Annotated in this window: 16 protein-coding genes; 9 read left to right on the top strand and 7 right to left on the bottom strand. The window is 69.6% G+C overall.

The features are described from left to right. Window positions 1–28: 28 nt before the first annotated feature. Together ACWCO2_RS15760 and ACWCO2_RS15755 are read right to left on the bottom strand one after the other, a co-directional pair. Window positions 29–214, bottom strand: a complete 186-nt coding sequence (locus ACWCO2_RS15760) for a hypothetical protein (RefSeq protein WP_450128444.1) — start codon at window positions 212–214, stop codon at window positions 29–31. 58 nt (window positions 215–272) lie between these two features. Next, entirely contained in the window at window positions 273–449 is a 177-nt protein-coding gene (locus ACWCO2_RS15755; RefSeq protein ID WP_450128443.1) for a membrane protein, read from the bottom strand. Window positions 450–674: 225 nt separating this feature from the next. Here ACWCO2_RS15755 and ACWCO2_RS15750 point away from each other — a divergent pair, with 225 nt between their 5' ends. The 5 genes from ACWCO2_RS15750 to ACWCO2_RS15730 all read left to right on the top strand — a co-directional run bounded on the left by ACWCO2_RS15750 (window position 675) and on the right by ACWCO2_RS15730 (window position 5526). After that, window positions 675–1889 (top strand): PucR family transcriptional regulator, encoded by a 1215-nt coding sequence (locus ACWCO2_RS15750; RefSeq protein WP_450128442.1) that lies wholly within the window; start codon window positions 675–677, stop codon window positions 1887–1889. A 195-nt stretch (window positions 1890–2084) separates the two neighbouring features. Beyond that, on the top strand, window positions 2085–3005 hold the full coding sequence (locus tag ACWCO2_RS15745; protein WP_450128441.1) for an ACP S-malonyltransferase: 921 nt from the start codon (window positions 2085–2087) through the stop codon (window positions 3003–3005). Beyond that, a complete protein-coding gene (locus ACWCO2_RS15740; RefSeq protein ID WP_450128440.1) occupies window positions 3002–3982 on the top strand; it encodes a beta-ketoacyl-ACP synthase III in 981 nt (326 codons plus the stop codon). Before ACWCO2_RS15745 ends, ACWCO2_RS15740 begins: the two co-directional genes overlap by 4 nt. A 63-nt stretch (window positions 3983–4045) precedes the next feature. Further along, window positions 4046–4285: an acyl carrier protein gene (locus ACWCO2_RS15735; protein ID WP_270952537.1), complete on the top strand. Its 240-nt coding sequence runs from the start codon at window positions 4046–4048 to the stop codon at window positions 4283–4285. Continuing rightward, a complete protein-coding gene (locus ACWCO2_RS15730; protein ID WP_450128439.1) occupies window positions 4282–5526 on the top strand; it encodes a beta-ketoacyl-[acyl-carrier-protein] synthase family protein in 1245 nt (414 codons plus the stop codon). Before ACWCO2_RS15735 ends, ACWCO2_RS15730 begins: the two co-directional genes overlap by 4 nt. Window positions 5527–5742: 216 nt before the next feature. Here the strand turns inward: ACWCO2_RS15730 and ACWCO2_RS15725 are convergent, their stop codons facing one another. Beyond that, window positions 5743–6318 carry a hypothetical protein gene (locus tag ACWCO2_RS15725; RefSeq protein ID WP_450128438.1) on the bottom strand — a complete coding sequence of 192 codons (576 nt, stop codon included), beginning with the start codon at window positions 6316–6318 and terminating at the stop codon, window positions 5743–5745. Between the two features lie 58 nt (window positions 6319–6376). Next, window positions 6377–6892, bottom strand: coding sequence for a DUF3145 domain-containing protein (locus ACWCO2_RS15720; RefSeq protein ID WP_450128437.1), 516 nt, complete (start codon window positions 6890–6892; stop codon window positions 6377–6379). A 379-nt stretch (window positions 6893–7271) separates the two neighbouring features. Between ACWCO2_RS15720 and ACWCO2_RS15715 the strand changes: the two genes are divergently transcribed. Next, window positions 7272–8513: a hypothetical protein gene (locus tag ACWCO2_RS15715; protein ID WP_450128436.1), complete on the top strand. Its 1242-nt coding sequence runs from the start codon at window positions 7272–7274 to the stop codon at window positions 8511–8513. Here ACWCO2_RS15715 and ACWCO2_RS15710 read toward each other — a convergent pair. From ACWCO2_RS15710 to ACWCO2_RS15700, 3 genes are all read right to left on the bottom strand, one after another. Beyond that, on the bottom strand, window positions 8497–9168 hold the full coding sequence (locus ACWCO2_RS15710) for a hypothetical protein (RefSeq protein ID WP_450128435.1): 672 nt from the start codon (window positions 9166–9168) through the stop codon (window positions 8497–8499). The genes ACWCO2_RS15715 and ACWCO2_RS15710 overlap by 17 nt on opposite strands. 107 nt (window positions 9169–9275) lie before the next feature. Then, window positions 9276–10307 (bottom strand): hypothetical protein, encoded by a 1032-nt coding sequence (locus ACWCO2_RS15705; RefSeq protein WP_450128434.1) that lies wholly within the window; start codon window positions 10305–10307, stop codon window positions 9276–9278. After that, window positions 10304–10846, bottom strand: coding sequence for a SigE family RNA polymerase sigma factor (locus ACWCO2_RS15700; RefSeq protein ID WP_450128433.1), 543 nt, complete (start codon window positions 10844–10846; stop codon window positions 10304–10306). Before ACWCO2_RS15700 ends, ACWCO2_RS15705 begins: the two co-directional genes overlap by 4 nt. 378 nt (window positions 10847–11224) lie before the next feature. On the opposite strand from ACWCO2_RS15700, the gene ACWCO2_RS15695 reads away from it, so the two are divergent. The 3 genes from ACWCO2_RS15695 to ACWCO2_RS15685 all read left to right on the top strand — a co-directional run bounded on the left by ACWCO2_RS15695 (window position 11225) and on the right by ACWCO2_RS15685 (window position 14041). Beyond that, the gene (locus ACWCO2_RS15695) at window positions 11225–13366 is read left to right on the top strand and encodes a carbon starvation CstA family protein (RefSeq protein ID WP_450128432.1); all 2142 of its coding nucleotides are present in this window, start codon (window positions 11225–11227) and stop codon (window positions 13364–13366) included. Then, window positions 13363–13569, top strand: coding sequence for a YbdD/YjiX family protein (locus ACWCO2_RS15690; protein ID WP_450128431.1), 207 nt, complete (start codon window positions 13363–13365; stop codon window positions 13567–13569). The genes ACWCO2_RS15695 and ACWCO2_RS15690 overlap by 4 nt, the downstream gene beginning before the upstream one ends. 247 nt (window positions 13570–13816) lie before the next feature. Beyond that, window positions 13817–14041 (top strand): hypothetical protein, encoded by a 225-nt coding sequence (locus ACWCO2_RS15685; RefSeq protein WP_450128430.1) that lies wholly within the window; start codon window positions 13817–13819, stop codon window positions 14039–14041. The last annotated feature ends 462 nt before the right edge of the window (window positions 14042–14503 follow it).

The following is a 14503-nucleotide window of genomic DNA, read 5'->3' as shown; positions in this document are numbered from 1 at the left end:
AGTCTCGAACATTCAGCTGTCCGGCGGATCAGAGTCCGCTGGTGTGCGGATTCGCCGGCTCCGCGGCCGGCGCCGCGCCGTTCTTATTGGTCCCGTTGGTGGTGCTGAACTGCGCTTCCACGCCGGTCAGCCACTTCCCCCAGCGCTGCTGCATCGGTCCGATCAGGCCACCGCCGACGCCGACGCCGATCACGCCGCCGATGGTGGCCAGCACGGTCACAGGATCGGGGTCGTCACGGTGAGCGCGATGCCCACCTGGTTCAGCGCGGCGATCACGCCGAGGGCGACGAGAGCAGCCGGTTGAACCCGAGCCGCACGAAGAGCACCTGAATGGCCTTCGAAATCGCCTTGGCGATCAGCCACCCGATGAGCAGGACGATCAGGAACATGAAGAGCTTTGGCACGAATGTGGCGATGGCGGCCCATGCCTGGGCCAGCCCTGTTCGCAAGTATCCACGATTTCACCTCGGAAAAGCCGACGGGCGACGTTAGTGGATGATCGTTTCCCCTAGTCGGCGAATCGACAACCCGAAAGCCCGCCCCGAAAGAGGAATTGAATCCCCGAATGGATTAAACAAAATCACCCCGGGTCAGCACAGGCAGGAATGTGAGCCCGCCCGCACCGGCGAACCGGTGCCCGCCGCCGCTGATCGACGGCGTGCGATTCTGGAGTCATGAGTGCCGAACGCGCAGGTGAGCGGGATACCGGTACGCAGCGGCAGATATCGGCGGCCACGCTCCGCCGTCTGGAACGCGCTTCGGGTGGGCTGGCCGGGTCCAGCATCAGCGCGATGGAGCAGCGGCTGCCGTGGTTCCGTCGGTTGCCCGCCGACCAGCGCGCCAGCGTGCTGCTGGTGACCCAGACCGGCGTGACCAACTTCGTGGCCTGGCTGCAGGACCCGACCGAGGCGATCCGGCTGACCGCCGAGGCCTTCCGCGCCGCCCCGCGCGACCTGTCCCGCTGGGTCAGCCTGCGGCAGACCCTGGAGCTGGTGCGGGTTGCGATCGACGTGTTCGAGCAGCAGCTCCCGGAGCTGGCCGACGAGCAGTACGAACGCACCCTGCTGACCGAGTCGATCCTGCGCTACACCCGCGAGATCGCCTTCGCCGCCGCGACGTCCTACGCAGCTGCCGCCGAGGCGCGCGGTGCGTGGGACGCGCGACTGGAGGCGCTGGTCGTCGACGGGATCGTGCGTGGCGATGCCGAGGAATCGCTGCTGTCGCGCGCCGCGGCGCTGGGCTGGGAGCCCTCCTCGGAGGCGACCGTGCTGGTCGGCAATGCCCCGTCCGATGACCCGCCGACCATCGTCTACCAGGTGCGCAGCCGCGCGGCGCGGGTCGGCTGCCCGGTGCTGCTCGGCGTGCAGGGCTCCCGGCTGGTGCTCGTCTTCGGCAGCACCGACGACGGGCGCTCCACCCAGGAGACGGCGCTGCGGCTGACCGAGGCGTTCGACGACGGTCCGGTGGTCATCGGACCGACCGCGCCGAGCCTGGGCGAGGCGCACCGCTCAGCCGCGGACGCGCTGTCCGCACTGCGGGCTGTGGTCGCCTGGCCGACCGCACCGCGCCCGGTGCCCTCCGGCGACCTGCTGCCAGAACGGGCGCTGGCCGGCGACCCGGAGGCCGAGCGGCAGCTGGTCGAGCGGATCGTGCTGCCGCTGGTGGACGCCGGCGGCTCGCTGATGGAGACCGTCGACACCTACCTCGAGGTCGGCGGGGTGCTGGAGAACTGCGCGCGGCAGCTGTACGTGCACCCCAACACCGTCCGGTACCGGCTGCGCAGGGTGGCGGAACTCACCGGTCGCACGCCCTCCAACGCCCGCGACGCGCACGTGCTTCGGGTGGGGTTGGCGGTCGGCAGGCTGGCCAAGGCGCACGGCCTCTGGTGACATCGCGGTCACGCCCGGTACCAGGGGTTTACCGCCGTTGACCGGCTGATCACCGACCGGACACGGCCGACAACGATTCACCTACCCATCGGGCCGGGCGCGTTCGCCGCTTGTAGACACCCCACAACTTTGCGGTCAGGACTTCGTCCGTCCCGGCATCACTCCGATCGCACCGCGGCGTGTTCAGTAGCAAGGGTGATCGCGCTTCTTGCCCCTGGACAGGGGTCCCAGACCCCAGGGATGTTCAACCCGTGGCTAGAGCTGGACGGTGTCGCCGAGCGCCTCGGCAGCTGGTCCGAGCTGACCGGCCTGGACCTGATCCGACTCGGCACCACTGCGGAGGCCGAGGAGATCAAGGACACCGCGGTCACCCAGCCGCTGGTGGTGGCGCTGTCGCTGATCGCCGCCGAGGAGCTGCGCCGCCGCGTAACCGTGCCGGAGGGCACCCCGGTCGCCGGGCACTCCGTCGGCGAGCTGGCCGCCGCAGCGGTCGCCGGTGCGCTTAGCTCCGATGACGCGGTGGCGCTGGCCGCAGTCCGCGGCCGGGAGATGGCTGCGGCGTGCGCGCTGGAGCCGACCGGCATGTCCGCGGTGCTCGGTGGCGAAGCCGACGACGTGGTGACCCACCTGGAGCACCTCGGCCTGGACCCGGCCAACCGCAACGGCGCAGGTCAGATCGTGGCCGCCGGACGTCTGCCCGCGCTCGAGCAGCTCGCCGCCGAACCGCCCGCTGGGGCCCGCGTCCGGCCGCTGCCGGTCGCCGGTGCTTTCCACACCCGCTTCATGGCGCCCGCGCAGGACACCCTGGCCAAGCACGCCGAGCAGGTCAGCGCGAACGGCGCTGCGCTGCCGCTGCTGTCCAACGCCGACGGCGCGGTCGTCACCGACGCGGCCGAGATCGTGCGCCGCCTGGTCTCCCAGGTGACGAGCCCGGTCCGCTGGGACAGCTGCATGGCGACGCTGGCCGAGCAAGGTGTCCAGGCCGTCGTGGAGCTCCCGCCCGCAGGCACCCTCAGCGGCCTGGTGCGCCGCGAACTCAAGGGCGTCAAGACCGTCGCTCTGAAGACCCCCGCCGACCTGGACAAGGTCGCCGAACTGCTCGGGAGCGACGAGTGACCAAGCCCCGCATCGCCCAGAACGCCACCCCGGCGGGCACCCGCCTGCTCGGCTTCGGCAGCGCCCAGGGCAACAGGATCGTCACCAACCACGACATCGCCAAGCTGGTCGACACCAACGACGAGTGGATCCGCCAGCGCGTCGGGATCATCCACCGCCGCCTCGGCGACGAGAACCAGACCGTGGTGAACATGGCCGTCGAGTCCGGTTCCAAGGCCGTCGCCGACGCAGGTCTGACTCCCGCCGACATCGACCAGGTGATCGTGGCGACCTGCACCATGCCAGGCGGCATTCCCAACGCCGCGGCCCAGGTCGCCGACCAGATCGGCATCAAGGCCCCGGGTGCCTTCGACGTCAACGTCGCCTGCGCCGGGTTCGTCTACGCGCTGTCCGTCGCCTCGGACGCGGTTCGCGCCGGTTCTGCCCGGAACGTGCTGGTGATCGGTGCCGAGCGGTTCCAGGAGTGGATCGACTGGGAGGACCGCGTGAACTGCATCATCTTCGCCGACGGCGCGGGTGCGACCGTGGTCGGTCCGTCCGACGAGCCCGAGATCGGCCCCAGCACGCTGGGCACCGCCGGTGACCTGGTCGACACCATCTACCTGCGCGACAACAAGTACATCTACCAGGAAGGCCAGGCGGTCTTCCGGTGGGCGACCACCCAGATCGCTCCGGTCGCGGCTCGTGCGGTCGAAGCCGCTGGTCTGCAGCTGTCCGATGTGGACGTCCTGGTGCCACACCAGGCGAACCTGCGGATCGTGGAGGCCATCGCCAAGAAGCTGCAGAGCCAGGGTGCGCGTGAAGACCTCGTGCTCGCGCGTGACATCGTCTACTCGGGCAACACGTCGTCCGCGTCCATCCCGCTGGCCATCGACCACATGCGGGGTGCTGGGGAGATCTCCAGCGGGGACGTGATGCTGCTCGTGGGCTTCGGGGCCGGGCTGTCGTACTCCGCCCAGGTCGCCGTCTGCCCCTGACACCCAGCTGCCGCGGGCCGCAGGTCGGCGGTGAGGAACGCAAGTACCAGGAAGGAAACATCCGTGTCCAACGAGGAAATCACCAAGGGTCTGGCCGGCATCGTCGAAGAGGTCGCCGGTGTCGACGCCGCTGACGTGTCCGTCGACAAGTCCTTCGTCGACGACCTGGACATCGACTCGCTGTCCATGGTCGAGATCGCCGTGCAGGCCGAGGACAAGTTCGGTGTGAAGATCCCGGACGACGAGCTGGCCAACCTCAAGACCGTCGGTGATGCGGTGGACTACATCGCCAAGAACGCATGACGACCGAAGTCGTCATCACCGGGCTGGGCGCGACGACGCCGCTGGGCGGCGACGTCGCGTCCACTTGGGACGGGTTGCTGACCGGCGCGACCGGCATCAAGCGCCTCGAGGAGGAGTGGCTCGACCGCTTCGAGCTGCCCGCCAAGATCGGCGCGCCGCTGGCGGTGGAGCCGGCTGACGTCCTGCCGCGCGTGCAGCTGCGACGGATGGACCGCTGCGAGGCGATCGCCATCATCGCCGCCCGCGAAGCGTGGGCGGACGCCGGTTTCGAGCGACCCACCGACGAGTCCGAGTCGGTCGACCCGGATCGGCTCGGGGTGGCGCTGGGCACCGGCATCGGCGGCCCGCTGACGCTGCTGCAGCAGGACGACCTGCTGGAGGAGCACGGGCTGCGGAAGGTCTCGCCGCTGACCGTCCCGATGCTGATGCCCAACGGTCCGGCCGCGATGGTCAGCCTGGACCTGCGGGCCCGCGCCGGGGTGCACTCCCCCGCGTCGGCCTGCGCCTCGGGCGCCGAAGGCCTGGCCAAGGGCTTCGACATGATCCAGCAGGGGCACGCCGACGTGGTGGTCGCCGGTGGCGCGGAGTCCTGCATCCACCCGGTCACCATCGCCGGGTTCGCCCAGGCCCGGACCCTGAGCACCCGCAACGACGACCCGGACCGGGCTTCCCGCCCGTTCGACGTCGACCGCGACGGGTTCGTGATGGGCGAGGGCGCCGGAGTGGTCGTCCTGGAGAGCGCGGAGCACGCCAAGGCGCGCGGCGCGCGGATCTACGCCCGGTTGGCGGGTGTGGGCATCACCTCCGACGCCTACCACATCACCGGCAGCCCGCCGGACGGTCGCGGCCAGATCGCGGCGATGCGCAAGGCGATGAACACCGGCGGCCTGGAGCCGTCGGACATCGGGCACGTCAACGCGCACGCGACGTCGACCGTGGTCGGCGACATCGGCGAGGCCAACTCGGTGCGCAACGCCATCGGCGAGGGCGCTGTGGTGACTGCGCCGAAGGGCTCCCTCGGCCACCTGGTCGGCGGCGCCGGCGCGGTGGAGAGCATCGCGACGATCCTCTCGCTGCAGAGCGGTGTCATCCCGGCTACTCGGAACCTCGAGAAGCTCGACCCGAAGGTCGAGGTGGACGTGGTCGCCGACAAGCCGCGGCACGTGGAGCAGACCGCTGCGATCAACAACGCCTTCGGCTTCGGCGGGCACAACGTGGCCCTCGCCTTCACCAAGGCCTGACGCAGACTCGACGAGGCGGGCTGAGCACTGCTCAGCCCGCCTTCTGCTTTCCACGGCAGGCCTCGAGTTTCTGCAGTTTCAATTGAAACTGTGGATCTCCGTGCCTGGGGATCACAGTTTCAATTGAAACTGTGGTTCCCGGTGCTCAGGTGAGCGGGTTCCAGACACCGGTGAAAGCGGTTCGGCACCAGCCCGCAGGAGTACCGCCGGCGCGAGTCACCCGTCGCAGGGCTCGCGCAGGGCGCTGTTGGGCAACTTGCTGGTGTCCAGGCGCAGTGACTGCCCCGAGTCGTCGACGACCATCGGGTACACCAGGTTCCAGTCCAAGCACCCCACCGGCATGTCCGGCGGCGCGGCGTCGGGCGCCTGGTAGCTCTTGAAGGTCAGCAGCGCCAGCAGCGATCCGTCCGGACCGGGGTCGATCCGGTGCACGACGATGTCGAGGTCATCGGTGGTGCCGTAGGCGCTGATCCACTTGGCCTTGGGCAGCTCGTCCCACTTGCTCCGGACCACTGTGGACTTCCACAGGTCGTAGTTGCGGGTGTTGATCGACCGGAAGTGGGCGTCCAGCAACCGCTGGACCTCCCGCTGATCGGGGTGCTCGAGCGCGCCCGGCGTGTAGACCACGCCCTCCGGACTCTCGACCGACTGGACCTCAGCATCCGCCGGCTGGTCCGCTTGCAGCTGCGCCGACTCGCGGTAGTACGTCTCGGCGAGCACCACCCCGCCACCGGCACCGGCCAGCAGCGCGAGAACCGAGACAGGAAGACCCCACTTCACCCAAGAGCGCACGACCACAAGCTTCGCACAACCCGATCAGGGCCGAGACCGGTTCCGATCGGATCGGTGCTCAGCCGACGCGGTGCAGCCAGGTGACCGGGGCGCCGTCTCCAGCTCGGCGGAACGGTTCGAGCGCGTCGTCCCACGCCGCGCCCAGCAGCTGCTCCACGCGGTGCGCGAACGCTTCCGACCCCTTGACGTTGGCCGCGAGGGTGCGCAGCTGGTCCTCGCTGACCACGATGTCGCCGTTGGCGCTCGTGCTGGCACGCCACAGGCCCAGTCCGGGGGCGTGGCAGAAGCGCTGCCCGTCCATCCCGGGACTGGGATCTTCGGTGATTTCGAAGCGCAGCATCGGCCACGCTCGCAGCGCGGTCACCAAGTGCGCGCCAGTACCCGGCTCACCTGTCCAGTTGCACTCCGCGCGGAGTTGCCCTGGGGCTGCCGGTTGTGCCGTCCAGCGGAGTTCCGTCCGCATGCCGAGTGCGCCAGAGATCGCCCACTCGACATGCGGGCAGACCGCAGACGGCGACGAGTGGACGTAGACCACACCAGCGGTGTGGTTACGGTCGCTGCCACGGGTGCTCACTGCTGACCTCCGCTGTTCGACGAGGGACGTCTTCCCCTACGACCTCGCGAACCCGACGATCACCAGATTGCGGCGCCATTCTGCAACGCCCGTCGTGCGCCGCGCCACCAGAACACCGCATTCAGCTGAGCCCCACGGCGGTTCGAGTCGCGGGCGTCCGACCGGCGCACGCTGCTCCGATCAGGCGTAACCGCAGATCCCGGCGGTCTCCTCGAGTTCCGGCAGCGCTCGGTGGCAGCACCGGAGCAACGTCGACCACGTGGCGGATACCACTCGATTGGACGAATCTTGAATCTCCGCGACACCCACTGGATCACCCGACTAACGTCTGGGACGCGAACAGGTGCGCGCTCGCCGGACTGCGGGATGGGAGTTCCTCATGCGACATGTGCGGCTCGGTGCGGATCCGACCGAGGTCGGCGCCGACATCCGGGCGGCCATCTCCGCGTGGGGTGCTGGCAGCTCGGTTCTGGGCGGTGCCGCCGTGTTCGGCGCCCGACCGCCGGGCGCTCCCCGTCCGCTGGATGCGGTGATAGTGCTGCCGCGCGGCATCGTCGTGGTGCTCGGGGTGGATCTGGCCGAACCGGCGCTGAAGGTCGAAGCCCCGCTGCAGACACCGTGGACTGTGGACGGTTGGCCGCTGGTTCGCGCGGAAGGCGCGGTCAACCCCGGGTTGGAAGGTCTCGAGTCCGCCGCGGCGTTGGCGCGCAGCTTGCAGTCCCGCGGGCTGGAACCGCTGCCGGTCGCCGCCGTCGTGGTCGTCGGCCCGTACGCCGGGCAGGTCACCCAGCCGACCACCGACCTGCACCGCGGCGTCCGGGTGGTCTCGCCGAACACCACCGCGATCCTCGCTGCCGCCCGTGAGCTGGCCAACTACGAGCGGTCCTGCCCGGTCGAACCAGCTCAGCAGTTGCTGCAGGTGCTCGCCGGGAACAGTCCGATCAGCCCCGACGAGCTCGTCGAGGAGGGCTTCCCGGAATCGCCGGTGATCGATCTGGCCACGGCGGACACGATGCTGATCCCGAAGCTCACCGAACCGTCGGCCGCGCGCCGGATCTCCCGGCGCACCGGGCTGATCGCGGCCGCGTCGGTGCTGGTCGTGCTGTGCGGCACGCTGATCGCGTGGTTGGTGGTCGGCGGCTCGGCCGCCGAGCCGCCGCAGCCCGCCGCAGCGGTCCAGCGGGTCGACGGCGTGGAGTTCGCGCAGCGGGTGACCGATCGAGAGCAGACCTGCGCCCCGCACGCCTTCGGCGACGTCCAGCAATGGTTCGAGCAGCAGCCCTGCCGGAACCTGACCCGCGCGGTGTTCGACACCGAGGTGTCCGGCCGACCGGCCGCGATGTCGGTTGCCATCGTCGAGCTGCCGGACGAGCAGGCTGCGGGCGAACTCCGGGCGCTGGCCGACGAACCCGGCACCGGCGGGGTCACCGACCTGGTGGCCGAGGGCCGGGGTTGGCCGGGCGGACCGGAGAGCTTCGACGACGCCGCGCAGGTCGTGCAGCAGAGCGGGAACGAAGTCCGAATCGTGCAAACCATCTGGCGGCACCGCGATTCCACCCCGGAGGACGTGGGTCTGCGCGCCTTGGCCGAGCGCGGCCTGCGCCTCACTCCCCGCCCTTGAGCTCCGGTTCGCGGGCTTCTGCGGCTTCTGCGGGCGTTGCCTGCTCGGGGATGCGGGAGTCGGGGAAGAGACGGCGCGGGGGTTTCGTAACGTATGGGCTGCCCAGCCGGTTGAGGAAGAAGGCCGGGGCGAACAGCGGCACCACAGCGGACAGCGCCGCCGCCGTGACCCCCGCGCGCACGACGTCGCGGGGAAGCAGCACCACGTGCCGGTCGACGAACCGTCCGCCGGTCAGCGCCGCCACCCACAGCACGACCACAAAGCAGACCATCGTCGCCACGGCCAGCAACACCGCGGGCTGGTAGCCGAGGCGTTCCGCACCGATCATCACCGCGACCCAGCCGAGCAGCGCGGGCACCTGGCCGCGCTCGGTGGTCGCCGCCCACAACAGACCGCCGAGCACCGCGAGCGCGCCGCCACCGCTCTGCCACGCCGCCGACAGGCGCTCGGCCCACTCACCGGTGGTCATGCCCAGTCGCGTGACGAAGTGGCCGAGGACCTCCAGCGCGCTCGGGCTCTCCTCCGCGAGGACGAACTGGCCGAGGATCCAGACCAGTGCCCAAAGCGACACGGCGAACGCGAGCACCTGCTGCCACCGGGGGCGGTCCAGCGCTGCTCGGTACAACCGCGCCAGTTCCTCTTGTCGCGCTTGCACATCCACCCCTGTCGTCGGTGTCGGCGGCGGAACCGATGGTCGGTCAGCGATGATCGGGCGACCGGGTATTGATCAGAACAGGGGCGTGTCCGGATCGCGGAGCGTGATCAGCTCCAGAACGTGCCCGGTCCGTCGACACAGGCCCCGTCGGCACTGCACGCCGGTGGGATCGGACGCACCTCGGAACCGTCCACCAGCCACTGCCCGTGACCGCTGGTGGAGACCAGGAACCGACCCAGCGGATCGGCGGACAACCGGGCAGTACCCGCGGCCAGCTCCGGGGCCTGGAACGGCACTCCGGCGCCGAGCTTGCGGCCGTTGGCGTCGAAGGTGGCCACCCGAGCCTGTCCGGCGTCGCAGGTCGGCGACTCCAGCGCGGCGAGGTCGTGCCCCGTCCAGGCGATCGCCACCGGGCCGCAGCCGTCGGTCACCGCTTCGACGTGCCCGTCCAGCGAGGTCGCCTCGGGTGCGAGCACCAGGACACCGGCCTGGTCGCGGCCCGGTTCGGCGGCCAGCAGGGCCAGCCGACCGTCGTCGGACAGCGCGAGGTCGTCCACCCGCATTCCGGCGGGCAGCGCGATGCGTTGCTGCTGCTGACCGCGCAGCACGACGACGGCGTCACCGTCCCGGTAGGCGATCTTCCCGCCACCGGCGGTCAGCAGCCGTACGTCGCCGATCCGCACCGGCAGCACCCGCTGCTCGCCGCCCGGGACCACTTCGACGAGCCGCTTGCCGTCCTCAGTGGACATCGCCGCGAGCACCCGGTTCCGGTCGGTGGCCAGCACCGCCGGATCCACCCCGGCGACGTCGTCGGAGAGCACGCCGTTCTGCCGACCGGAGAAGATGTCGAACGAGGCGATCACGCCGGGCTCCGGCACCGCCAGGTAGCTGTTCGGGTGCGCGCTGACCTGCGTGGTCTGCTGACCCGTTAGGACCAACACCGCCACGAGGAGCACCACCGCCGCCGTGGCCACCAGGCCGATCGCCGCGAACCACGGACGTCTGGGGGATGTCTGCCGTCGCCGCGCGCTGGCGAGCATCTTGGGCAGCGCGTCGGGCTTGGGCTCGACGTCGTCGACCAACCGGTGCAGCTGCGCGCGCACCAAATCCACGTCCCGCGTGCTGTTGCCGTCGTTCACACCCGCTCCCCCAACAGCTCGGACAGTCGTGAAACGCCCCGCGAGCAGTACGACTTCACCGCTCCCTGGCTGCATCCCATCACTTCGGCGGTGCGGGACTCGCTGAGGTCGGAGTAGTAGCGCAGCACCACGGCCTCCCGCTGTCGGCGCGGGAGCTTCGCCAGCGCCGCGGCCAGCACCGCGCGGTCGACACCTCGTCCGGTGTCGTCCGGCTGCCGGTCCTCGGTCGCGATCTTGGGCTGGTACTTCTTGGCGACCAGCCGCCGCCGCAGCATCGAGCGCGCGCGGTTGAGCACCGCCTGCCGCAGGAACGCCAGCGCCTTGTCGGGGTCGCGCAACCTCGTTCGCGAGTCGAACACCCGCACGTAGGCGTCCTGGACGATGTCCTCCGCGGAGGCCCGGTCGTCCACCAGCAGAACAGCGATGCGCAGCAGTTGCTTGTAATGCTGCTGGTACAGATCGGTCAGCTTGCTCGTCAGTTCATCCATTGCCGCCAGCCCGTCGCCCGGCCAGGCGGTCACGGGCAATGCGATCGACACCGTCACATCTCTGCACGACGCGCAAGACCCCCTCCATGGTTGCGGCCGGGTTCCCACTTGTTACCGACTCGGCTGCACCCCAACGGCGGCGGAGTTTACCGATGGAACCGTCGAAGATCATCTCGTGGCGTTTTCCCGCAGGTCACCGACCCGGATGGATCAACGCCGACGCCGCCGGCCGCACTCCCACCCCGCAGTGACAAGGCGTCGCTTACATCCTGGTTACTTCCGGGCCACGGACTGGACATTCCGCACTCGCGCGCAGATCCTCGTTCGTGCTGCGCACCTTTCACTCGCGGGGCGAAACCGCAGGAATGGAGTCCGAGGACGGTGGCAACGAACACGGCGCCGAGCGGTGGCACAGCTCGGAAACGCAGGATGACTCCCAAGGAGATCGCCATCTGGGTGGTGGTGGCGATCGTCGGTGCGGTCGCCTGGGGCATCATCGCGCTCGGCCGGGGCGAGGAGATCTCCGCGGCCTGGCTGGTCTTCGCGGCCCTGGCCTCGTACGCGATCGGTTACCGCTTCTACGCCCGGTTCCTCACCTACAAGGTGCTCAAGGCCGACGACACCCGCGCGACCCCGGCCGAGCGGCTGAACGACGGCGCCGACTTCCAGCCCACCGACCGCCGGGTGCTGTTCGGCCACCACTTCGCCGCGATCGCCGGAGCGGGCCCGCTGGTCGGCCCGGTGCTGGCAGCGCAGATGGGTTACCTGCCGGGCACCGTCTGGATCATCGTCGGCGTCATCTTCGCCGGTGCCGTGCAGGACATGGTGGTGCTGTTCTTCTCCACCCGCCGCAACGGCCGCAGCCTCGGGCAGATGGCCCGCGAGGAGATCGGACCGGTGGGCGGTGTCGCGGCGCTGATCGCGGTGCTCGCCATCATGATCATCCTGCTGGCGGTGCTGGCGCTGGTCGTGGTCGGCGCGCTGAAGGGCTCCCCGTGGGGCACCTTCTCCATCGGCATGACCATCCCGATCGCCCTGTTCATGGGCTTCTACCTGCGCTACCTGCGGCCGGGCAAGATCGTCGAGACCTCGATCATCGGCGTCGCCCTGCTGCTGCTGAGCATCGTCGCGGGCAGCTGGGTGGCCGACTCGGCGCTGGCCGGGTTCTTCACCCTCTCCGGCAACGAGCTGACCTTCGCGCTGATCATCTACGGCTTCATCGCCTCGGTGCTGCCGGTGTGGATGCTGCTGGCGCCGCGCGACTACCTGAGCACGTTCATGAAGGTCGGCGTCGTGGCGATGCTGGCGGTGTCGATCCTGATCGCGCTGCCGGCGATGAAGACCGAGGCGGTCACCGACTTCGCGCTCAACGGCCAGGGCCCGGTGTTCACCGGTTCGCTGTTCCCGTTCGTGTTCATCACGATTGCCTGCGGTGCGCTGTCCGGCTTCCACGCGCTGGTGTCCTCGGGCACCACGCCGAAGATGCTGGAGAAGGAGTCGCAGGTCCGGATCATCGGCTACGGCGCCATGCTCACGGAGTCGTTCGTGGCGATCATGGCGCTGGCCGCGGCCTGCATCATCGACCCGGGCCTGTACTTCGCGATGAACATGCCCGCCAACGCGCTCGGCGAGACGCTGGAGTCGGCTTCGCAGGCGGTGGCCGGGCTGGGCTTCCAGATCACCCCCGAGCAGCTGGCGGCGGCCGCGACCGCGGTGGACGAGGAGACGCTGGTCGGCCGCAGCGGCGGCGCACCGACCCTCGCCGTCGGGTTGTCCGAGGTGTTCTCGCAGGTCATCGGCGGGGACTCGATGAAGGCGTTCTGGTACCACTTCGCGGTGATGTTCGAGGCGCTGTTCATCCTGACCACTGTGGACGCCGGCACCCGAGTCGGCCGGTTCATGCTGCAGGACACCGTGGGCAACGTCTGGAAGCGCTTCGGCGACGTGAGCTGGCGGCCGGGCAACTGGATCGCCAGCGCGGTGATCGTCGGCGCCTGGGGCTACTTCCTGTGGGCCGGCGTGAACGACCCGCTGGGTGGCATCAACCAGCTGTTCCCGCTGTTCGGCATCGCCAACCAGCTGCTCGCGGCGGTGGCGCTGGCGGTGGCCACCACCCTGCTGATCAAGTCGGGGCGGGCGAAGTACGCGTGGGTCACGCTGGTCCCGCTGGCCTGGGACGTGGCGGTCACGTTGACCGCGAGCTGGCAGAAGATCTTCTCCGCCGACCCGAAGATCGGCTTCTTCGCGCAGCGCGCGGCCTACCAGGCGGCCCTGGACGCCGGGGAGACCAGCAAGGGCACGGCGCACACCGTCGAGGAGATGCAGAAGGTCGTCGTGAACTCGACGGTGGACGGGGTGCTGAGCATCCTGTTCGCGGTGCTGATCGTGATCGTGCTGGTGGACGCGGTCCGCGTCTGGATCAAGGCGCTGCGCGCGACCGAACTGCTGCCCACCACCGAGGCCCCGTACGTCAAGTCGGAGCTGTGGGCCCCGTCCGGTCTGATCCCGACGGCCGAGGAACGCCGCATCCAGCAGGAGCTGGAAGCGGAGAAGGCCGGAGCGAGCACATGACGCCGACGATCGTGACCAGGCTGCGCGGCACGGCCCGCACGGCCTGGCAGATCGTGCGCGGCGTGGTCGGCGAGAACGCCTACGAGCGCTACCTCGACCACCACCGCCGCAACCACCCTGGCGAAGAACCGCTCGGCGAGCGGGAGTTCTGGCGCCGCCACGTCGACCGCCAGGACGCCACCCCCGGCTCCCGCTGCTGCTGACCCGATCAGGTGAAGGGCACCTTCAGGGGCGACTCAGTTGCCTGAAGGTGCCCTTTATATCGGGGGCCTGGCGGGACGTGGGCGAATGCCCGTGAATGTGCTCTGACCAGCACGAACAGTGCTGAGGAGTGCCGACGTGTTCGGACAGTTTCCGACCTTTGGACGGCCTGGAGACGGCCTGACGTGGCCTGGCGGCGAACCGGTTCCCACCTTGCAAGACTGCGACTTCCTACCTGGTGATCACGCGGTGATCGCTGTTGGCGGCGCGATCGTGGCCGAGGCGGTGTCGCACGTCTGGTCGCTCCGGATGGTCACGGGCCAGTGGGACGTGCTCGGCAGTCCAGCGGAAGAGCTGGCGCGAGTGGAAGCGACGTTGGCGCTTCTGGAAACCGCGGTGAATGAGGCTCGCCGGACGATCGGCCCGGTGGCTCTGGCTGCTCGGCAACGGGGACGTGACGGGAAGAACGGCTAGAGCTGGGTAGCTCGGCGGGGCAGGTCATGTGTGGTCTGCCCCGCCCACTTCGTCGGCGGGTGGTCTCCACCGCAAGGGAGGGGCTGTGTCCTCTTCCCGTCGACCTGGCGCAGCCCTGATCAGATCGTGTCAAGGGGGCACCTCCGAGGCCTCCGGGAGGGTGACTGGCGCCTGCCCCCTTGACTCGATCTGATAGCCCTCGTGGAGGTCGATGGGAAGAGGACACTGTCCCCGAACGAACCGCAGCGCTGCGGCCTCACCTCATCCCAGAGACCTGCCAGGGGTCTGGGGGCGGCGAGCACCCCAGGGACGCTTCTATGTGTTGTCAAGTCCGTTGGGGGCGTTCAGTGCACGGAAGAGCTCGCGAGTGACGTAGCGCTTGAGCGATCGGCGGATTTCGCGGTCTGTACGGCCTTCGGCTCGTCGGCGGGCGATGTAGTCCTGTGTTCGTGGGCAGATGCG

It is taken from the genome of Saccharopolyspora sp. NPDC002376 (assembly GCF_053593195.1).
The sequence above is the reverse complement of the archived record's forward strand: the minus strand, read 5'-3'. Positions and strand labels throughout refer to the sequence as shown.